Raw genomic sequence first — 20,311 nt, 5'->3', positions numbered from 1 at the left:
CTTTCCGACAGTTCAGCTTGACAGTCGTCGCGGCCGCATGGCTCAACTAGATATATGTGTCCGTCGCACGGCGACGGTGATTCCCCTTTGGATATCCCTGCCACATGGCAAAAAACCTGCTTATCGTCGAGTCCCCTGCAAAGGCCAAGACGATCAACAAATACCTCGGCAAGGACTTCCAGGTCCTCGCCTCTTACGGTCATGTGCGCGATCTGAAGCCGAAGGAGGGGGCCGTCGACACCGAGCACGATTTCGCGATGAAGTACGAGGTGATCGAGCGCAACGAAAAGCACGTCGATGCGATCGCCAAGGCGGCCAAGGCGGCCGACGACATCTACCTCGCGACCGACTTGGATCGCGAGGGAGAGGCGATCAGCTGGCACATCAGCGAGATCCTGAAGGAGCGCGGCCTCGTCGAGGGCAAGCGCATGCACCGGGTGGTGTTCTCCGAGATCACGCCCAAGGCGATCAAGGCCGCGGTGGCCGAGCCGCGGCAGCTGTCGCACGACATGGTCGACGCGCAGCAGGCGCGCCGCGCGCTGGACTACCTGGTCGGCTTCAACCTGTCGCCGGTGCTTTGGCGCAAGGTGCAGCGCGGCCTGTCCGCGGGCCGCGTGCAAAGCCCGGCGCTGCGCATGATCGTCGAGCGCGAGGAGGAGATCGAAGCCTTCGTCGCCCGCGAGTACTGGACCGTCGAGGCACAGCTGAAGCACCCGGATGCCGACTTCAGCGCCCGCCTGACCCAGCTCAACGGCAAGAAGTTCGAACAGTTCGACCTGACCAACGAAGCCGACGCGATGGCCGCCCGGGCCGCGCTGAAGGAGGCTGCCCATGGCCGCCTGACGGTGAGCGAGGTCGGTTCGAAGGAACGCAAGCGTCGCCCCGCTCCCCCGTTCACCACCTCCACGCTGCAGCAGGAGGCCGCGCGCAAGCTCGGCTTCTCCACCAGCCGCACGATGAAGGTGGCGCAGGGCCTGTACGAGGGCGTGTCGCTCGGCAGCGAGGGCAACGTTGGCCTGATCAGCTACATGCGTACCGACTCGGTGGCGCTGGCCGAGGACGCGGTGGTCGAGCTGCGCCAGCTGATCGCCCGCGATTTCGGCGCCAAGGCGCTGCCGGACCAGCCGCAGGCGTACAAGTCCAAGGCCAAGAACGCGCAGGAGGCCCACGAGGCGATCCGTCCGACCTCGGCGATGCGCACACCGCGCGAGGTGGCCTCGTTCCTCAACGACGAGCAGCGCAAGCTGTATGAGCTGATCTGGAAGCGCACCGTCGCCTGCCAGATGATCCACGCCACCCTCAACACGGTGTCGGTGGACTTCGCCCTGCCGGATGCTTCCGGCGGTCCGGCGGCGTTCCGCGCCACCGGCACCACCGTGATCGATCCGGGCTTCCTCGCCGTGTACGAGGAGGGCCGCGACCAGAAGAGTGCCGAGGACGACGACGAAGGCCGTCGCCTGCCGCGGCTGGCCAAGGGCGAGCAGGTGGCGCTGGCCGACATCCTCGCCGACCAGCATTTCACCGAGCCGCCGCCGCGCTATTCGGAAGCGAGCCTGGTCAAGGCGCTGGAGGAATACGGCATCGGCCGCCCCTCGACCTACGCCAGCATCATCCAGGTGCTGCTCAACCGCGAGTACGTGCTGCTGGACAGCCGTCGCTTCAAGCCGACCGACGTGGGTCGCGCGGTGGGTAAGTTCCTGGTGCAGCATTTCACCCGTTACGTCGACTACGACTTCACCGCCAAGCTCGAGGACGAGCTGGACGCGGTGAGTCGCGGCGAGGAGGCCTGGGTGCCGCTGATGGAGCGTTTCTGGCAGCCGTTCAAGCAGCAGGTGGACGAGAAGACCGAGACCGTCGACCGCAGCGAGGCTACCGGTGCGCGCGAGCTCGGCGCCGATCCCAAATCCGGCAAGCCGGTGTCGGTGCGGCTGGGCCGCTACGGGCCGTACGCGCAGATCGGCGACAAGGACACCGACGAGAAGCTGCAGTTCGCCTCACTGCGCCCCGGCCAGAGCATGCACACGATCACGCTCGAGCAGGCGCTGGAGCTGTTCAAGCTGCCGCGCAAGCTGGGCCAGGCGGAGAACGGCGACGAGGTCAGCGTGGGCGTCGGCCGCTTCGGCCCGTTCGTCAAGCAGGGCTCGACCTATGCCTCGCTCAAGCCCGAGGACGACCCGTACACCATCGAGTTGCCGCGGGCCCTGCAGATCGTCGCCGAGAAGCTGGAGATGCTGGCCAACCGTGTCATCACCGATTTCGGCAACGGCGTGCAGGTGCTCAACGGCCGCTACGGCGCCTACATCACCGACGGCGAGAAGAACGCCCGCATTCCCAAGGACACCGAGCCGAAGGACCTGACCGAGGCGCAGTGCCTGGAGCTGCTGGCGGCCGCGCCGGTGAAGAAGGGTCGCTTCGCCAAGAAGACGGCGGCGAAGAAGACCGCCGAGAAGAAAGCGCCGGCCGCGAAGAAGGCCGCGACCAAGAAGGCTCCCGCGAAGAAAGCCGCCGCCAGGAAGACCGCCGCAAAAAAGACCGCCACCAAGAAAGCGGCCGCGAAGAAGTCCGCCGCCAAGGCGAGCGGGGACTGAGCGGCTTGCTGCACCGCTACGGAGCGAGCGAGATCGAGGGCGCCGCCGCGCTGTTGAAGGCAGGTGGCGTGCTGGCGTACCCCACCGAGGCGGTGTTCGGCCTCGGCTGCGATCCGCAGAACCTGGCGGCGTGCGAGCGCGTGTTTGCGCTCAAGCAGCGGCCGCCTGGGCAAGGCGTGTTGTTGATCGGCGCGGACTTCGCCCAGCTCGAGCCCTACCTTGCGCTCGACCAGGTGCCGGAGGAGCGTCTGCAGGTTGCCCGGGCAAGCTGGCCGGGGCCGCATACCTGGGTGTTTCCGCGTTCCGCCGCCGTGCCGCCGGGGGTATGTGGCGGCCACGAAGGCATAGCGGTGCGGGTCACGGCACATGAGCCGGCCGCGACGCTGTGCCGGGCGTTCGGCGGTGCGCTGGTTTCCACCAGCGCCAACCCGCACGATCAGCCGCCTGCGCGGACGGTGCAGGAGGTCGTGGCCTATTTCGGGGACGGCCCGGACGGCCTGCTGCTGGCGCCGGTGGGGGGCGATGCGATGCCCAGCGGCATCCGCGACGTGCTCAGCGGCGCTATCATCCGCGCCTAGGCCACCCGCCGGGGCGTTCGCGGATCCGCTGTGCGGAGACCGGGGCGAGCGGGCAGCTGCTGCGTTGCATGGCATTCACGTCCGCTTCGGGCGTGGCCGGCATGCTGCGCCTTTTCGGGCCATAGGGGCCTTCATCGCTGGAGTCACCGGGTTTGTCCACCGTTTTCGATCTCAATCCAGGCGCGTCGCCGCTGCGGCTTCCCCTGCTGGGCGGGAGCGGACCATGGCGTACGGTGGCCTGGCGGGACGGCGTGCCGGTGGATGCACGCCAGTTCCTGGCTGACGTCCGCCACGTCGCCAGCCAGCTGCCCGAGGCGGCGGCGGCCGTGAACTTGTGTGAGGATCGCTACGCTTTCCTGGTTGCGTTCTGCGCCATCGTCCTGCGTGGTCAGGCCAACCTGCTGCCGTCTTCGCGCGCGCCGCGGGCCATCGACGAGGTGATGGCCGATCATCCCGGCTGCTACGCACTGGGCGAACTGCCGCTTGAGCCGACCCCGCCGAATTACCACCGCCTGCCCTTGTTCCCGGCACCGGCCGGCGGCGGGGAGGTTGACGAATCGCCGATGATCGACGCGGAGCAGGTGGTGGCGATCGGCTACACGTCCGGTTCCACCGGCCGCCCGGCCGCGCACGTGAAGACCTGGCGCAGCTTCCATGCCAGCAACGCGGGCAACCTGCGCATGTTGCGCGAGCGTGTCGGTGAACGGTTCAACGTGGTGGCGACCGTGCCGCCGCAACACATGTACGGCATGGAGACAACGGTGCTGCTGCCGTTGCACGGCGATGTGGCGGTGTGCGGCAGTCGCCCGTTCTTCCCCGCTGACGTGGCCGTCGCGCTCGCCGCCGTGCCGGCGCCACGGGTACTGGTGATCACTCCCGTGCACCTGCGTGCACTGGTCGAGTCCGGCGTGGCGCTGCCGCCGCTGGCGGCGATGTTGTCGGCGACCGCGCCGATGCCGCCGGAGCTGGCTACGCGGGCCGAGCAGCTCTACGGGGCGCCGCTGCTGGAGGTATTCGGCTCGACCGAGACCTGTGTCTTTGCCACACGCCAGCCCACCGCATCGGAGCTGTGGCGACTCTACGACGGCGTCTCCCTGCATCCGCAGCCCGATGGCACCCAGATCCACGCGCCGCAGCTGGCCGCGCCGGTGGTGTTGGCCGACCTGGTCACCCTGCACGAGGAGGGGCGGGCATTCCGGCTGTGCGGACGACATGCCGACCTGCTGGAGATCGCCGGCAAGCGGGCTTCGCTGGGCGACCTCACCCGGCGCCTGCTGGCCATCCCCGGCGTGCGCGATGGCGTGGTGCTGCAGCTGGACGAGCCCGATGCCGGCGGCGTGCGCCGCATCGCCGCGCTTGCGGTCGCACCGGGACTGACCGAAGCGCGGATCCTCGATGCCCTGCGTGGGGCGATCGATCCGCTGTTCCTGCCGCGACCGCTGCGCCTGGTCGACGCCCTGCCCCGCAACGAGACCGGCAAGCTGCCGCGCGCCGCGCTGCTCGCCCTGCTCGCCGGCCGCGTCTGACGCGGCCGATCGGGCGGCGGCCAGCCGCTACAATGTGGGTTTGCGCCGACGGCGCCCCCAAGCATCTCGGAGTTCGGCATGAAGGTCCTGGTCATCGGCAACGGCGGTCGCGAGCACGCGCTGGCGTGGAAGCTCAAGCAGTCGCCGCGCGTCGACGAGGTGATCGTGGCGCCAGGCAACGCCGGTACCGCCCGCGAGCGCGGCGTGCGCAATGCCGAGGTGGCGGTGACCGACATCGCCGGCCTGCTGGCGCTGGCCAAGGCGGAGAAGGTCGGGCTGACCGTGGTCGGTCCCGAGGTGCCGCTGGTCGCCGGCGTGGTGGACAAATTCCGCGCCGCCGGCCTGCGCATCTTCGGGCCGCGTGCGATCGCCGCGCAGCTGGAAGGCTCCAAGGCCTTCGCCAAGGACTTCCTGCTCCGCCACAACATCCCGACCGCCCGCTACGCGGTGTTCACCGAGCTCGACCGTGCGCTGGCCTACGTGCGCGAGCACGGCGCGCCGATCGTGATCAAGGCTGACGGCCTGGCCGCCGGCAAGGGCGTGGTGGTGGCGCTGACCCTGGCGGACGCCGAGCTGGCCCTGCGCGACATGCTGGGCGCGCACGCCTTCGGCGATGCCTCGGCGCGGGTGGTGATCGAGGAATTCCTCGATGGTGAGGAAGCCAGCTACATCGTGATGAGCGATGGCAGCCACGCGCTGCCGATGGCCTCCAGCCAGGACCACAAGCGCCGCGACGACAACGACCTCGGCCCCAACACCGGCGGCATGGGCGCGTATTCGCCCGCGCCGGTGGTCACGCCCGAGGTGGAGAAGCGCATCCTCGAGCAGGTGATCCAGCCGACCCTGCGCGGCATGGCCGCCGAGGGCGCGCCGTTCATCGGCTTCCTCTACGCCGGCCTGATGATCGACAAGGCGGGCAACCCGAAGGTGATCGAGTTCAACGTGCGCTTCGGCGACCCGGAGACGCAGCCGATCATGATGCGGCTGAAGTCGGATCTGGTCGACCTGATCGACGCCGCCCTGGACGGCGAGCTGCACCACACCCGGGCGCAGTGGGACCCGCGGCCGTCGATCGGCGTGGTGATGGCGGCTGGCGGCTACCCGGGCAAGGTGCGCAGCGGCGATGCCATCGAGGGGCTGGGTGCGCCGCCGGTGGCCGACACCAAGGTGTTCCACGCCGGCACCCGGCTCGATGCCGACGGCCGTGTGGTGACCGCCGGCGGCCGAGTGCTGACCGTGTGCGCGCTGGGCAGGGACATCGCCGACGCCCGTGAGCGCGCCTACGCCGCCGTGGCCGGCATCCGCTGGGACGGTGCGTTCTGCCGTCGCGATATCGCCCATCGCGCCCTGCACCGGCACTGAGCGGCCGCCGGGAGTCCTGGCGCCTTTCACGCTAGGCTAGGCGCCGGCATTTCCCGGATGGAACCTGCATGAGCCAATTCGCCCTGCTCGGCCGCCGGCGCTTCGCGCCGTTCTTCTGGACCCAGGCGCTGGGTGCGTTCAACGACAACGCATTCCGCAATGCGCTGCTGATGCTGGTGGCCTTCCAGATGGGGCTGGACGAGCACAAGGCCGCGATCTACACCAACTTCGCGCCGGCCCTGTTCATCCTGCCGTTCTTCCTGTTCTCCGCCTCGGCCGGCCAGCTGGCGGAGAAGTTCGAGAAGACCCGCATCATCCGCTGGGTGAAGCTGTTCGAGGTGGCGGCGATGACGGTGGCGGCGATCGGTTTCGTCACCCACCACGTCGCGCTGCTGCTGGTCGTGCTGTTCATGATGGGCATGCACTCGACCGTGTTCGGGCCGATCAAGTACGCGATCCTGCCGCAGGCGCTCAAGCCCACCGAACTGGTCGGTGGCAACGGCCTGGTCGAGATGGGTACGCAGCTGGCGATGCTGATCGGCATGATCGCCGGCAACACGCTGATGCGCGTGGCCGGCATCGGGCCGTGGCTGGCCTCCGGCGCGACGATCGCGATCGCCCTGATCGGGTACCTGGCGAGCCGCGCGATTCCGCCGGCGCCGGCCACGGCGCCGGACCTGAAGTTCCAGTGGAATCCCTACGTGGAGACCGCGCGCGTACTGCGCATCACCCACGCCGACCGCGCCGTGTGGAACGCGGTGCTCGGCATTTCCTGGTTCTGGTTCTTCGGCACCGTGCTGATCGCGCAGCTGCCGATCTACACGCGCGAGACGCTGGGCGGCGACGAGACGGTCTACACCCTCGTGCTCACGCTCTTTTCGGTCGGCAGCGGTATCGGTGCGCTGCTGTGCGAGCGGATGTCCGGCAAGCGGGTGGAGATCGGCCTGGTACCGCTGGGCGCGTTCGGACTGACCGTGTTCGGCGTCGACCTGTACCTGGCACGGCATGGCATCGCCACGGCGCAGGGGCAGAACTGGCTGGCCTTCCTGCGCAGTGCCGGCAGCGTGCGGCTGATACTCGACCTGACCCTTATCGGCGTGTTCGCCGGCCTCTACGTGGTGCCGCTGTTCGCCTTCGTGCAGGCGCGTGCGCCGCGCGAGAAGCTGTCGCGGATCATCTCCGGCAACAACATCATGAACGCGCTGCTGATCGTCTCGGCGGCGGGCTTCGGGCTGGGCCTGGGGGCACTGGGGCTGGACGCGGCGCAGATCTTCCTGGCCGCCGCGTTGCTCAACATCGCCGTGGCCGCCTACATCTTCACCCTGGTGCCCGAGTTCATCATGCGCTTCGTCACCTGGGTGCTGGTGAACACGCTGTACCGGGTGCGCGTGGACGGCATGCAGCACGTGCCCGACGAAGGGCCGGCGCTGCTGGTGTGCAACCACGTCAGCTTCATGGATCCGTTGCTGCTGATGGCCAACGTGCGCCGGCCGGTGCGCTTCGTCATGTACTACCGGATCTTCCATGTGCCGCTGCTGCACTGGCTGTTCCGCACCGCCAAGGCGATCCCGATCGCCGGCCAGAAGGAGGATCCGGCTGTGCTGGAAGCGGCCTACGACGCGATCGATGCCGCCCTGGCGGATGGTGAAGTGGTATGCATCTTCCCCGAGGGCGGATTGACCCGCGACGGTGCGGTCGCACCGTTCCGTCCCGGAGTGGAGAAGATCCTGGCGCGCCGCCCGGTGCCGGTGGTGCCGATGGCGCTGCGCGGCTTGTGGGGCAGTGTCTGGAGCCGTCGCGATTCGATGATGGGGCGTTCCCGCCTGCCACGCCGGTTCCGGGCGCGGGTCGAACTGGTGGTCGATGCGTCCCGGGCGCCGGAGCATGTCGATGCCGCGGCGCTGGAGGAGCGTGTGCGGGAGCTGCGCGGGGACATGGCCTGAGCGCGACGTCCGCTCAGGTGAGCCAGCCGCCCATCACCACCAGCGCGACCACGCTCATCCAGGCGACCAGCGCCCGCAGGAACGCGCTGCGCATGCGCACCAGCTCGAGCAGCGGATCGCTGCGCTCTTCGGCGTAGCCGTCGCCCGCCTCGATTTCCACGGCGATGTCGGCGCAGGCCGCGTCGGCCAGGAAGCGCGGCTCCTCGCGATACCAGTGTGCGGCTCCGGCCTGGGTCCGCCAACGCTGCCAGGCGGCCATCACGGCGTCCCAGTGACCGACCACCGCCAGGGTGAACACCAGCAGCTGCGCCGGGATCCAGTCCAGCGCGTTGCCTAGGCGCCGTGCGGATTCACGGCTGGCCTCGTCCAGCGGCATGGAGTCGTCGCGGCCCAGGCGGCGGGCGAGGTAGTACAGCAGCGCGCCGGCCGGACCGAACAGGAAGAACCACAGCAGCACGCCGAAGCGGCGCCGGAGCGCGGCGAAGGCGATGGCCTCGCCAAAGGCGTGAGCAGTCCAGGCAACGTGTTCTCCGTCTTCCGACAGTGCCTGGGCGGCCGTCTCCCGGCCCGGCCGGTCCGGCGCTCCGAGGACCGCTTCCAAGTCACTCTCGAATGCGCGCGGCCCGAAACACAACAGCAGTACCGCCACCTCGAACGCCAGCCGCGCCAGGTCGCCGAGCCAGGCATGCCGCAGCGCCACCGTCACGGCCAGCACGATGACCACCGGTACGCCGACTAGCACGGCGACCCGGCCGATGCCGGTCATATCGCGCAGCGCGAGGCTCCAGCGGCGCAGCACGCCGTCGGTGTGCCAGCGCGCGAGGCCCGGCAGCAGATGCAGAAGGCCGAGGGCAAGCAGGGCGGCGAGCAGGCGGATGGCCATGCGATAACTCCAACAAGCGCAGGAGCCGCATTGTAAGCGAGCCGATCAGCGCCGGCGGGCGATCAGCATGTCCAGGTCGAGGCCACTCCGCTCGCTCAGCCAGTGCGCGAGCAGGCGGTAGGACACCGAGAGCTTCGGCGGCGTGGCGAAGCTGCCATCGGCCAGTCCCGCCGCGATCTGGGCGGGAGTGAACCAGCGGGCTTCCTCCAGCTCCCCGTCACGCAGCTGGATCGCGCGGTCCTGCGCGGTAGCGGTGAAGCCGACCATCAGCGACGCCGGCAGTGGCCATGGCTGCGAAGAGTGGTAGTGGACCTGGTCGACGCGCACGCCGGCCTCTTCGGCGACTTCGCGCCGCACGGCGTCTTCCAGCGATTCGCCCGGCTCCACGAAGCCGGCCAGCGTCGAGTAGCGTCCTGGTGGCCAGTTCGCCTGGCGGCCCAGCAGACAGGCCCCGTCGTGCTCGACGATCACGATGACCGCCGCATCGGTACGCGGGAAATGCAGCTTGCCGCAGCCCATGCACTGCGCGCGGTGACCGGAGGCCACCAGCTGCAGTGCGCCGCCGCAGGCGTGGCAATGGCGCATTTCCCGCTGCCAGTGGGCCAGGCCCTTGGCGTACGCGAACAGGCCGGCCTCGTGGGCCGGAAGCCGCAGCCCCGCTTCGCGCAGCGGCATCCGACGTGCGCCGAGTGCGCCGGCAACCGCGTCGCCACGGTCACCCGCGTTGAGCAGGAAGAAGGCGTTCTGTTCGGTAACACCCAACAGGGATACCGGGAGTTCCGGCAGCAACGACTCGCGCTCGGCGGCATCCAGCCAGCGCAAAGCGTCTCCATCGGGGATCGCGAGGGCTTGTTGCTCGGCGTCCAGCACCAGGAACCGAGCCTGCTCGCTGTTCGCCCGCGCGACCACCCATTCCACTTCGTCGCGGCGCTCTGCCGCGCGGTCGAGTACCAGGCTGAGTCCGCTGAAGGTGTTCATGCCTGCCCGGACGTGACGAGGGCCGGTCTCAGACCGAGAACGAAGAGCCGCATCCGCAGGTGGTCTTGGCGTTGGGGTTGCGAATCACGAACTGCGAGCCGGAGAAACTCTCGGAGTAATCGATCTCGGCGCCGGTGAGGTACTGCAGCGACAGCGGGTCGACCAGCAGCGTGACGCCCTCGCGTTCCAGTGCGAGATCGTCTTCGGCCTGCGCTTCGTCGAAGGTGAAGCCGTACTGGAAGCCCGAGCAGCCACCGCCGCTGATGTAGACGCGCAGTTTCAGGTCGGGGTTGCCCTCTTCCCGTATCAGCTCCTGCACCTTGTGCGCGGCTGCTTCGGTGAAAACGAGCGGCGCCTGGGCGCTGCGATAGTCGGGGAAGGCGGCGATGGTTTCCATGACAGCTGCATATGAGGCGGCCGGAGCCAGACCTCAAGCATACCGCGTTCAGGCCTGCGCGGATTCCGCGTCGGCGGGTTCATCGGTGGCTGAGGCATCGCGCGGCGCTGCCAGTTCCCGCGGCACGTCGGCACCGACGTGGACCATGCGCCCGTTGACCTGCGCGCCTGCCGCCATTTCCAGCAGACGATAGTGCACGTCGCCCGTGATGCAGGTCTGCGCGGCCAGCTCCAGACGCGCGTCGCTGAGCACATTGCCGTCGATACGGCCGTTGATCACGGCGTGCGGCACGCGAACCTCGCCGATCACCTGGCCGTGCTCGCTCACCGTCAGCACCGCGTCGTCGGTTTCGGCGACGATCGCTCCTTCGATGCAGCCGTCCAGATGCAGGGCGCCGGTAAAGTACAGATCACCACGAATGGTGGTTCCTCGCGCGACCAGGCTGGTCTCATGGCTGGGCGATTCGCGCCCGGCGCGTTTACGGTTGAGCATCGCTGTCCCCTCGGGTGCTGGTAATGGTGCCGTTCAGTGCGTCGCCCCATGCCACGGCCCGGTCAGCGGTCGCGCCCTGGTCGGGAGCGGCATGGATACGCAGGCGAGTCGGCCGGAAGCCTGCCGGAAGTACGAACGTGGCATGCAGTTGCTGGAAGTACCGGAACTTGAAGGGTAACCCGTCCTTCTGCGCGTTATCGCCAAGTGCATCCCAGCTCAGTTGCTGGACCTGGTTGTCGCTCAACCCCTCCACGGTGATGGTGACCTTGCCGCCGATCTCGTCGCCGCGGCGCACGTTCTGGGTCAGGCTTAGCGTGACGTTCCACGCGTTCGACCGCGCCACCGGCTGCACCCGCACTTCCTGGATGCGCAAGCCCTGTCGCTGGCTGTCACCGCCGACCAGGCGGGAGTAGAAGCCGAGGTCGGCGCGCAGTCCGCTGATCTGCTCCTCGCGCTCGGTCATCGAGCGCTGCAATGAGCGCATCGCCACATCGGCCACTTGCTGCGATCGCCGGAGGTCGGCCACCTGCTGCTTGAGCTCTTCGTTCTCCGCCTGCAGCTGCTTGACCGCGGCGCGGTTGCCGTGCGGCAGCGGGAGCTGCACGGGCGACTGTCCAAGCCCGAATGCGAGGGCACCCGTGAGCACGAGGCTGACCGGCCAGGCCACGAGCAGCCAGCGCCGGCGCGCCCGCTGCCGGGCGTCGTCGTGCGTCTGCACGACCAGTCGCGGTGGGGGTCGAGGCGGCATGCAGTCCCTCCCGGGCAAAGGGGTGGGTATAGCCGTCAGGCGCTCGAAGCGTCAAGGAAGCCGCCTCGAAGTTGCTTGCGCCGCCGCAGTTGCAGGGCGCGCCGAGGTGGCTGCTTCAGGCGGCGGCGCGCCCTTTGCCCGGGCCCTGCGTGTCGCGAACCGGCGGTGCGCCGATCTGCATGCTGAGCAGGCTCTCGACCAGTGGCGCGAACTGGCGCAGCGCCCGCTCGTATACGCCCCGCTTGAAGTTGACTACGTGGGCGGCGGGATACCAGAAGTCGACCCAGCGCCAGAGGTCGAACTCGGGTTTGTCGCAGGCGTCGAGCTTCAGCGCATCTTCGCCGCCGACCAGTCGCAGCAGGAACCAGACCTGCTTCTGGCCGATACAGGTCGGTCGCTGGTGATGCCTCACGTAACGGTTGGGCAGGCGGTAGCGCAGCCAGCCGCGGGTGGAGCCCACCACTTCGACGTGCTCGGGCGCCAGGCCGGTCTCTTCCTGCAGCTCGCGGAACATCGCCTCGAGCGGGGTTTCGTCGCTGCGCATGCCGCCCTGTGGAAACTGCCATCCGTCGCGGTTGACGCGACGCGCCCAGAACAGCCGGCCATCGCCGTTCAATAGCACGATGCCCACGTTCGGACGATAGCCATCCACATCGATCATGTCGTCTCCAGGAAAGGGCCATGAGTCACTGCGCAATGGCTGCAGGAGTGGCGTTTCCGGAATTGATTCAACCACAGCGCAGAAACAGGCAGCAAGCCGAGACTTGAATGGCGGTCGTCTGGCCTTTAAACTACCGCGCCCCGCTGAAGCGAACCGGCTTGGCGGAGGCGTCACCCATGGCTATGTAGCTCAGCCGGTTAGAGCACAGCACTCATAATGCTGGGGTCGGTGGTTCGAGTCCACCCATAGCCACCATTTCTACTGCGCCGATCTTGCCGGCCTTCGGCAACGACTCCCACCCGGCGACGCATCATGCATATCTTCAAGGTCTTCCAGCTCGAGGCGGCGCATCGCCTGCCGAACGTGCCGCCCGGCCACAAGTGCTCGCGGCTGCATGGGCACTCGTTCCGCATCGAAATCCATGTCGAGGGCGAGCCCGATCCTCAGCTCGGCTGGGTCATGGACTTCGCCGACATCAAGACGGCGTTCGCCCCGCTCTACGACCAGCTCGACCACCACTACCTCAACGACATCGAGGGTCTGGAGAATCCGACCAGCGAGATGCTGGCGCGCTGGATCTGGCAACGGCTCGACCCTCGGCTGCCCGGCCTCGACCGGGTGGTGGTGCATGAGACGTGCACCTCTGGCGCGAGCTGCTCGTCGAGCAGTTTTTGATGCGTCGCGTCAGGTAGCGGAATTGCAACAAGGTCCCGGTTTTCATGAAATTTTCATGAACGTTTCGGGATGAAGAGAAAAATATATTGCACTGCAACAAAAGGCTTGCTAAGGTAGTTCCCACTACCAGCCACCCCACCGAGGGGAGATTGCCATGAATCAGCAGTTCACCAGCCAGGCGTTCAGCTACGCCAAGCAGTTCTCCGACAACGCGTTCAAGGTCCATGCCCTTGCGGTGAAGGGGATCGAGACGGTTGCCAGCCTCCAGTTCAAGACCTTCGAGAAGCAGGCGAAGATCTCCGCCGACTTCCTCGCCGAGGCGATGGAAGTGCGCGACGTCGACGGCTTCCGCTCGCTGTGGGAAAAGGGCGCCAGCCTGGGTCGCGACAACGCCGAGCGTGCGGTGTCGGTCGGACAGGAGATCTTCGCGGTGACGCAGAAGACCGCAGAGTCGATCGGTGCGGTGATGCAGGAGCAGCAGCAGGCCGCCAACGAGGCGGTGGCCGCTCCGGTCGCCGCCGCCAAAAAGGCTGCCGCCAAGTAAGTCACCGGGGCGCCTGGCGTCCATGGTCAAAGGGTCGGACTTCGGTCCGGCCCTTTTTTGTTGTCCCGGCCTCTCGCGACGCCGGTCACGGCGCCGTCGCGGCACCCGCCAACCCCGGCGCAAGAGCTTGTCGCTCGATCCGGGCCACTGCTACAATTAAGCGGATAGGATCGTGGCTTCTCGCAGGATCAGTACCCTTTCTGGTATGGGCCGCGCGGGGAGTGCAGGTGCTCAACAGTCTAGACTCCGGTCGGCGTGTCGCTTCGCGAATTGTCGTGCTGCAGCTTGGCGTGGCAATGGCCGCGGGACTCGTCTTCCTGCTGCGGGGGCCTCGCGAGGCCTTGGCTGCAGCACTGGGGGCGGGAGTCGTGGCGCTGGGAACGGCGCTGCTGTCGATGCGCGCATTCGCGAAGCTGGGCCCGGGCGGTGCAGCGCTGGGGCGGTTGCTGTCGGGAATGATCCTGAAGTGGGTCGCGATCCTGGGAGGGCTGTTCGTGATCCTCATCCAATTCAAGCTGCCGCCGTTGGCCGCCATCGCGGGGCTGATGGCGGCTTATGCGGTCAATCTGCTGGCGTTCAGATTTAAGGGTTGAAACATGGCAAGCGAGCCGCAGGGCGGTCTTACCGAATACATCCAGCATCACCTGACCTTCCTGCAGTCCTCGCATGAAGGTGGTTTCTGGTCGTTCCACCTCGACTCCATCACTGTTTCGCTGGTCCTCGGCATCCTGGCCTGTGGCTGGTTCTGGCTGAAGTCGCGCCGCGCCACCGCCGGCGTCCCCGGCAAGGGTCAGGCGTTCGTCGAGCTCGTGCTGGAGTTCGTCGATGGCCAGGTCAAGGATGTGTTCCACGGTGACCGCCGTTTTCTCGGCCCGTTGGCGCTGACCGTGTTCCTGTGGGTGTTCCTGATGAACGCCATGGACCTGCTGCCGGTCGACCTGCTCCCCTTCATCACCGAGAAGTTCGGCATCAGCCACTTCCGCGCCGTGCCGACCGCCGATCTCAGCCTGACCTTCGCCATGTCGCTGACGGTGCTGGTGCTGGTGATCTTCTACAGCTTCAAGGCCAAGGGCTTCGGCGGCTTCATGCACGAGCTGTTCACCGCACCGTTCGGCAAGCATCCGCTGCTGTGGATCCCGAACTTCGCCCTGAACATGGTCGAGCTGCTGTCCAAGCCGGTCAGTCTGGCAATGCGACTGTTCGGCAACATGTACGCAGGCGAGCTGGTGTTCATGCTGATTGCCGGCCTGTTCAGCGCGGGCAGCTGGGTGCTGTTCGGCATGGGTGTCGTCGGCTACACGGTGTGGGGCCTGTTCCACATCCTGATCATCTCGATCCAGGCCTTCATCTTCATGGTGCTGACCGTCGTGTACATCTCGATGGCGCACGATCACCACTGATTTCGTTTGACCTTGCTCGCTCTTACGCTTTTCTTTTCTTGAGGAGACCACCGTGGAACATCTCGTTCAGTTTGCACAAATCCAGGGCTTCACCGCGATCGCGCTCGGCCTGATCATCGGTTTCGGCGCGCTGGGTGCCTGTATCGGTATCGGCATCATGGGCTCGAAGTTCCTCGAAGCCGCTGCCCGTCAGCCGGAGCTGGTGCCGCTGCTGCAGGGTCGCATGTTCCTGCTGGCCGGCCTGATCGACGCGGCGTTCCTGATCGGCGTGGCGCTGGCGATGTACTTCGCCGTGGCGAACCCGCTGCTGGGCGCGGTGCTCTCGGCTGCCGGCGCCGGCAAGTAAGTACGCCACTGCGACACCGCCCCGGGCGGTGTCGCTCTCCTGCAGGGGCGCTTCGGCGCCCGTGCTTGTGAAACCGCACTAACAGGCAAGCAGCGATGGATATCAACGCCACTCTGATTGGCGAAATGCTCTCGTTCGCCATCTTGATCGCCTTCACGGTCAAGTTCATCTGGCCGAACCTCACCAAGGCGATCGAAGAGCGCCAGTTGAAGATTGCCGACGGCCTCAATGCCGCCGAGAAGGCGCGCGCCGAACTCAAGGACGCCGACGCCAAGGTGGCCGACGAGATCCGCAAGGCCCGCCAGCAGGCCTCCGAGATCATCGACAAGGCGCAGCAGCAGGCCAACCAGATCCTGGACAAGGCCAAGGCCGACGCGGTCGCCGAGATCACCCGGCAGAAGGCGGTGGCGCAGGACGAGATCGCTTCGATGGCGCAGCGTGCGCGCCAGGAACTGCGTGAGCGCGTCGGCGCCCTCGCGGTCCAGGGCGCGAGCAAGATCGTGCAGCGCGAGATCGATCCGGCCGCGCACAAGGCCCTGCTCGACCAGCTCGCGACCGAGATCTAAGCGATGGCCCAGGCAATCACTCTCGCCCGCCCCTACGCCCGCGCCGCTTTCGAGCTGGCCCACGCGGCGGGTGCGCTGGGCACCTGGTCCGACGCGCTTGCCTTCGCGGCCGCCGTCGCCCGGGATCCCCAGGTTGCCGGCTTCGGCAACGATCCGCGCGTGCAGCCGGCACAGCTGGCGGTGCTGCACCTGCCGCAGGGCGTGGCGTCCGACAGCCCGTTCGGGCAGTTCCTCGCCGAGATGGCCGAGCATCGTCGCATGGCGCTGCTGCCGGAGGTGGCCGAGCTGTTCGAGGACTACAAGCGCGAGGCCGAGTTGCAGCTGTTGGTGAAGGTGACCAGCGCGATGGCGCTGGACGCCGCCCAGGCCGAGCAGCTGAAGGCCTCGCTGAAGCGCCGCTTCAAGCGCGAGATCGAACTGGAAACCCAGGTCGATCCGTCGCTGCTGGGCGGCGTGGTGATCGATACCGGCAGCGAAGTGATTGACGGCTCCGCCCGCGGACGCCTCGAGAAGCTGGCCGGCGCGCTGGCTCACTGACCCCAGATTCAAAAAACCATCGGGTGCCGCTGACGCGGCGCGAACCCAAGGAAACGACCATGTCCAGCACCACCTTGAACCCGTCCGAGATCAGCGAGCTGATCAAAAATCGCATCGAGCAGTTCAAGCTCGGCGCGGAGGCCCGCAACGAGGGCACGATCATCAGCGTGTCCGACGGCATCGTGCGCATCCACGGCCTGGCCGACGTGATGCAGGGCGAAATGATCGAGCTGCCGGGCAATGCCTACGCCCTGGCCCTCAACCTCGAGCGCGACTCCGTCGGCGCCGTGGTGCTGGGTGAGTACCAGCACCTGAAGGAAGGCGATACCGCCCGCACCACCGGTCGCATCCTCGAGGTGCCGGTCGGTCCGGAGCTGCTGGGTCGCGTGGTCGACGCGCTGGGCAACCCGATCGACGGCAAGGGCCCGATCAACGCCAAGGTCAACGCGCCGATCGAGAAGGTCGCGCCGGGCGTGATCTGGCGCAAGTCGGTCGACCAGCCGGTGCAGACCGGCTACAAGTCGGTCGACTCGATGATCCCGATCGGCCGTGGCCAGCGCGAGCTGATCATCGGCGACCGCCAGACCGGCAAGACCGCGCTGGCGATCGACGCGATCATCAACCAGAAGGATTCGGGCATCTTCTCGATCTACGTCGCGATCGGCCAGAAGCGTTCGTCGATCGCCAACGTGGTGCGCAAGCTGGAAGAGAACGGCGCGCTGGCCAACACCATCGTGGTGGTCGCCTCCGCCTCCGAGTCGGCCGCGCTGCAGTACATCGCGCCGTACGCCGGCTGCGCCATGGGCGAGTACTTCCGCGACCGCGGCCAGGACGCGCTGATCGTGTACGACGATCTGTCCAAGCAGGCCGTGGCCTACCGCCAGATCTCGCTGCTGCTGAAGCGCCCGCCGGGCCGCGAAGCCTATCCGGGTGACGTGTTCTACCTGCACTCGCGTCTGCTCGAGCGCGCTGCGCGCGTCAACGAGGAGTACGTCGAGAAGTTCACCAACGGCGAGGTCAAGGGCAAGACCGGTTCGCTGACTGCGCTGCCGATCATCGAGACCCAGGCCGGTGACGTGTCCGCGTTCGTGCCGACCAACGTGATCTCGATCACCGACGGCCAGATCTTCCTCGAGACCGACCTGTTCAACGCCGGCATCCGCCCGGCGGTGAACGCCGGTATCTCGGTGTCGCGCGTTGGTGGTGCGGCGCAGACCAAGATCGTCAAGAAGCTGTCCGGCGGCGTGAAGCTGGCGCTGGCGCAGTTCCGCGAGCTGGCCGCGTTCGCGCAGTTCGCTTCGGACCTGGATCCGGCCACCCGCGCCCAGCTGGACCGCGGCCAGCGCGTGACCGAGCTGATGAAGCAGGCGCAGTACGCGCCGCTGTCGATCGCCGAGCTGGCGCTGTCGGTGTACGCGGCCGAGAAGGGCTATCTCGACGACCTGCCGGTGAACAAGGTGCTGGCGTTCGAGAAGGGCCTGCATGCGTTCTTCCACCAGAACCACGGCGAGCTGATGAAGAAGATCGTCGCCACCGGTGACTGGAACGGCGAGATCGAGGCGACCTTCAAGTCCGCGATGGACGAGTACAAGAAGACCGGTAGCTGGTAATCCGCCCTCCGGCGCGCGCGGTGCAGACCGCGCGCCCGCGACGGAACACACCCACCGATCACAGCGAGCGAACAGAGCATGGCTAGCGGCCGCGAAATCAAAACCAAGATCAAGAGCACGCAGAACATGCGCAAGGTGACGCGCGCGCTCGAAATGGTCTCGGCCTCGAAGATCCGCAAGGCGCAGGACCTGATGAAGGCCTCGCGTCCGTATGCGCGGCTGATGCGCAAGATGATCGCCCACGTGGCCCAGGCCAGCACGGATTTCAATCATCCGTTCCTGACCGAGCGCGAGAACGTGGCGCGGGTGGCCTACGTGGTGGTCTCGACTGACCGCGGCCTGTGCGGCGGCCTCAACTCCAACCTGTTCCGTCGCCTGTTGCCGGCGATCCAGGAATGGCAGGGCAAGGGCGTCGCCGTCGACGTGGTGGCGATCGGCCAGAAGGCGGTGCAGTTCTTCCGTCGCATCAAGGGCGTCAACCTGATCGGCAGCGTGACCCACCTGGGTGAGAAGCCGAAGCTGGAGAGCCTGGTCGGCGTGATCAAGGTGGCGATGGACGCCTACACCGAGGGCAAGCTGGACCGCCTGTTCCTGGCCTACAACGACTTCGTCAACACGATGACGCAGAAGCCGACCGTCGACGCGCTGCTGCCGCTGCCGCTGGTCGCCACGGAGATGGAAGGCTCGGCCGGCATCGCGCTGTCGCAGACCCACGACTGGGACTACATCTACGAACCCGATGCGGCCACCGTGCTGGAGCACGTGCTGGGTCGCTACATCGAGTCGGTGGTGTACCAGTCCACGCTGGAGAACTTGGCCAGCGAGCATGCCGCGCGCATGGTGGCGATGAAGAGCGCGTCGGACAACGCCAACAAGGTCATCGGCGACCTGACGCTGGTCTACAACAAGGCCCGCCAGGCCGCGATCACCCAGGAAATCTCGGAGATCGTCGGCGGCGCCGCAGCGGTCTGATCACCGGCAAGCATTCACGGCGACGCCCAGCGGCGCCCACACAGACACTTAAGAGATCCATCCGGAGCATTCCATGAGCCAGGGCAAAGTTGTTCAGATCATCGGCGCGGTCATCGACGTGGAGTTTCCGCGCGATCAGGTGCCGCAGGTGTACGACGCACTGAAGATCGACGGCACCGAGATCACGCTGGAAGTGCAGCAGGTGCTGGGTGACGGCATCGTGCGCACCATCGCACTCGGCTCGACCGACGGCCTGAAGCGTGGCCTCGAGGCCCGCAACACCGGCGAAGGCATCAAGGTGCCGGTCGGCAAGGCGACCCTCGGCCGCATCATGGACGTGCTCGGCAACCCGATCGATGAAGCCGGCCCGATCGGCGAGCAGGATCGCTGGGTGATCCACCGCGAGGCGCCGAGCTACGCCGACCAGGCGGCCGCGACCGACCTGCTGGAGACCGGTATCAAGGTGATCGACCTGGTGTGCCCGTTCGCCAAGGGCGGCAAGGTCGGCCTGTTCGGCGGCGCCGGCGTGGGCAAGACCGTGAACATGATGGAGCTGATCAACAACATCGCCAAGGCGCACTCGGGTCTGTCCGTGTTCGCCGGCGTGGGCGAGCGTACCCGCGAGGGCAACGACTTCTACCACGAGATGAAGGACTCCAACGTTCTGGACAAGGTCGCGATGGTGTACGGCCAGATGAACGAGCCGCCGGGCAACCGTCTGCGCGTGGCGCTGACCGGCCTGACCATGGCCGAGTACTTCCGCGAAGAGAAGGACGAGAGCGGCAAGGGCAAGGACGTGCTGCTGTTCGTCGACAACATCTACCGCTACACCCTGGCCGGTACCGAGGTGTCCGCGCTGCTCGGCCGCATGCCGTCGGCGGTGGGCTACCAGCCGACCCTGGCCGAGGAAATGGGCGTGCTGCAGGAGCGCATCACCTCGACCAAGACCGGCTCGATCACCTCGATCCAGGCCGTGTACGTGCCCGCGGACGACCTGACCGACCCGTCGCCGGCCACCACCTTCGCCCACCTGGACGCGACCGTGGTGCTGAGCCGCAATATCGCCTCGCTCGGCATCTACCCGGCGGTGGATCCGCTGGACTCGACCAGCCGCCAGCTCGATCCGAACGTGATCGGCGCCGAGCACTACGACGTCGCCCGTCGCGTGCAGGGCACCCTGCAGCGCTACAAGGAGCTGAAGGACATCATCGCGATCCTGGGCATGGACGAGCTCTCCGAGGAGGACAAGCAGGCCGTGTCGCGCGCCCGCAAGATCGAGCGCTTCTTCTCGCAGCCGTTCCACGTGGCCGAGGTGTTCACCGGCTCGCCGGGCAAGTACGTGCCGCTGAAGGAAACCATCCGCGGCTTCAAGATGATCGTGGACGGCGACGTCGACCACCTGCCGGAGCAGGCGTTCTACATGGTCGGCGGCATCGACGAGGCGATCAAGAAGGCTGAGGAGATGGGCGCCAAGAAGGCCGCCTGATCCATCGGGGCGGGTGATC

The 20,311-nt window shown here is 67.2% G+C and carries 21 protein-coding genes and 1 tRNA gene; 16 read left to right on the top strand and 6 right to left on the bottom strand.

Annotated elements, in window-relative coordinates; translation table 11 throughout:
- Positions 1-104 precede the first annotated feature (104 nt).
- The 5 genes from NC595_RS00845 (at position 105) to NC595_RS00825 (ending at position 7,997) form a co-directional block, all read left to right on the top strand.
- A complete protein-coding gene (locus NC595_RS00845) occupies positions 105-2,588 on the top strand; it encodes a DNA topoisomerase I (protein ID WP_253564238.1) in 2,484 nt (827 codons plus the stop codon).
- Positions 2,589-2,593: 5 nt separating this feature from the next.
- Complete coding sequence (gene tsaC, locus NC595_RS00840; RefSeq protein ID WP_253564237.1) at positions 2,594-3,166, top strand: L-threonylcarbamoyladenylate synthase type 1 TsaC; 573 nt, start codon at positions 2,594-2,596, stop codon at positions 3,164-3,166.
- A 152-nt stretch (positions 3,167-3,318) separates the two neighbouring features.
- Positions 3,319-4,692 carry an AMP-binding protein gene (locus NC595_RS00835; RefSeq protein WP_253564236.1) on the top strand — a complete coding sequence of 458 codons (1,374 nt, stop codon included), beginning with the start codon at positions 3,319-3,321 and terminating at the stop codon, positions 4,690-4,692.
- A gap of 78 nt (positions 4,693-4,770) precedes the next feature.
- Positions 4,771-6,054 carry a phosphoribosylamine--glycine ligase gene (gene purD, locus NC595_RS00830; protein WP_253564235.1) on the top strand — a complete coding sequence of 428 codons (1,284 nt, stop codon included), beginning with the start codon at positions 4,771-4,773 and terminating at the stop codon, positions 6,052-6,054.
- 68 nt (positions 6,055-6,122) lie between these two features.
- Positions 6,123-7,997: an MFS transporter gene (locus NC595_RS00825; RefSeq protein ID WP_253564234.1), complete on the top strand. Its 1,875-nt coding sequence runs from the start codon at positions 6,123-6,125 to the stop codon at positions 7,995-7,997.
- A 13-nt stretch (positions 7,998-8,010) separates the two neighbouring features.
- On the opposite strand, the gene NC595_RS00820 is transcribed toward NC595_RS00825, so the two are convergent.
- From NC595_RS00820 to NC595_RS00795, 6 genes are all read right to left on the bottom strand, one after another.
- Positions 8,011-8,880, bottom strand: a complete 870-nt coding sequence (locus tag NC595_RS00820; RefSeq protein ID WP_253564233.1) for a CobD/CbiB family protein — start codon at positions 8,878-8,880, stop codon at positions 8,011-8,013.
- 45 nt (positions 8,881-8,925) lie between these two features.
- On the bottom strand, positions 8,926-9,858 hold the full coding sequence (nudC, locus tag NC595_RS00815) for an NAD(+) diphosphatase (protein WP_253564232.1): 933 nt from the start codon (positions 9,856-9,858) through the stop codon (positions 8,926-8,928).
- A gap of 28 nt (positions 9,859-9,886) precedes the next feature.
- On the bottom strand, positions 9,887-10,255 hold the full coding sequence (gene erpA / locus NC595_RS00810; RefSeq protein ID WP_253564231.1) for an iron-sulfur cluster insertion protein ErpA: 369 nt from the start codon (positions 10,253-10,255) through the stop codon (positions 9,887-9,889).
- 48 nt (positions 10,256-10,303) lie between these two features.
- Positions 10,304-10,747 (bottom strand): bactofilin family protein, encoded by a 444-nt coding sequence (locus tag NC595_RS00805; RefSeq protein WP_253564230.1) that lies wholly within the window; start codon positions 10,745-10,747, stop codon positions 10,304-10,306.
- The gene (locus NC595_RS00800) at positions 10,734-11,465 is read right to left on the bottom strand and encodes a DUF6776 family protein (RefSeq protein WP_343214880.1); all 732 of its coding nucleotides are present in this window, start codon (positions 11,463-11,465) and stop codon (positions 10,734-10,736) included. The genes NC595_RS00805 and NC595_RS00800 overlap by 14 nt, the downstream gene beginning before the upstream one ends.
- Positions 11,466-11,610: 145 nt before the next feature.
- Positions 11,611-12,156 carry an RNA pyrophosphohydrolase gene (locus NC595_RS00795; protein ID WP_253564228.1) on the bottom strand — a complete coding sequence of 182 codons (546 nt, stop codon included), beginning with the start codon at positions 12,154-12,156 and terminating at the stop codon, positions 11,611-11,613.
- 178 nt (positions 12,157-12,334) lie between these two features.
- Here NC595_RS00795 and NC595_RS00790 point away from each other — a divergent pair.
- The 11 genes from NC595_RS00790 (at position 12,335) to atpD (ending at position 20,292) form a co-directional block, all read left to right on the top strand.
- A tRNA-Met gene (locus NC595_RS00790) sits at positions 12,335-12,411 on the top strand.
- A gap of 57 nt (positions 12,412-12,468) precedes the next feature.
- Positions 12,469-12,831 (top strand): 6-carboxytetrahydropterin synthase QueD, encoded by a 363-nt coding sequence (gene queD, locus NC595_RS00785; RefSeq protein ID WP_253564227.1) that lies wholly within the window; start codon positions 12,469-12,471, stop codon positions 12,829-12,831.
- A gap of 154 nt (positions 12,832-12,985) precedes the next feature.
- Positions 12,986-13,375 (top strand): phasin family protein, encoded by a 390-nt coding sequence (locus NC595_RS00780; protein WP_063673250.1) that lies wholly within the window; start codon positions 12,986-12,988, stop codon positions 13,373-13,375.
- 227 nt (positions 13,376-13,602) lie between these two features.
- Positions 13,603-13,968, top strand: coding sequence for a hypothetical protein (locus NC595_RS00775; RefSeq protein ID WP_253564226.1), 366 nt, complete (start codon positions 13,603-13,605; stop codon positions 13,966-13,968).
- Between the two features lie 3 nt (positions 13,969-13,971).
- A complete protein-coding gene (gene atpB / locus NC595_RS00770) occupies positions 13,972-14,775 on the top strand; it encodes a F0F1 ATP synthase subunit A (protein ID WP_253564225.1) in 804 nt (267 codons plus the stop codon).
- 52 nt (positions 14,776-14,827) lie between these two features.
- On the top strand, positions 14,828-15,121 hold the full coding sequence (atpE, locus tag NC595_RS00765) for a F0F1 ATP synthase subunit C (RefSeq protein ID WP_063673248.1): 294 nt from the start codon (positions 14,828-14,830) through the stop codon (positions 15,119-15,121).
- A 95-nt stretch (positions 15,122-15,216) separates the two neighbouring features.
- The gene (locus NC595_RS00760) at positions 15,217-15,687 is read left to right on the top strand and encodes a F0F1 ATP synthase subunit B (protein WP_253564224.1); all 471 of its coding nucleotides are present in this window, start codon (positions 15,217-15,219) and stop codon (positions 15,685-15,687) included.
- A gap of 3 nt (positions 15,688-15,690) precedes the next feature.
- Complete coding sequence (locus NC595_RS00755; protein WP_253564223.1) at positions 15,691-16,224, top strand: F0F1 ATP synthase subunit delta; 534 nt, start codon at positions 15,691-15,693, stop codon at positions 16,222-16,224.
- 59 nt (positions 16,225-16,283) lie between these two features.
- Positions 16,284-17,834, top strand: coding sequence for a F0F1 ATP synthase subunit alpha (atpA, locus tag NC595_RS00750; protein WP_063673245.1), 1,551 nt, complete (start codon positions 16,284-16,286; stop codon positions 17,832-17,834).
- A gap of 78 nt (positions 17,835-17,912) precedes the next feature.
- Entirely contained in the window at positions 17,913-18,806 is an 894-nt protein-coding gene (gene atpG / locus NC595_RS00745) for a F0F1 ATP synthase subunit gamma (protein WP_253564222.1), read from the top strand.
- A 73-nt stretch (positions 18,807-18,879) separates the two neighbouring features.
- Positions 18,880-20,292, top strand: coding sequence for a F0F1 ATP synthase subunit beta (atpD, locus tag NC595_RS00740; RefSeq protein ID WP_253564221.1), 1,413 nt, complete (start codon positions 18,880-18,882; stop codon positions 20,290-20,292).
- Positions 20,293-20,311 lie beyond the last annotated feature (19 nt).

Origin of the sequence: Dyella lutea (assembly GCF_024158035.1) — a bacterium.
GTDB classification, from domain to species: Bacteria; Pseudomonadota; Gammaproteobacteria; order Xanthomonadales; family Rhodanobacteraceae; genus Dyella_A; species Dyella_A lutea.
This window is presented reverse-complemented; position numbering and strand designations above follow the sequence as displayed.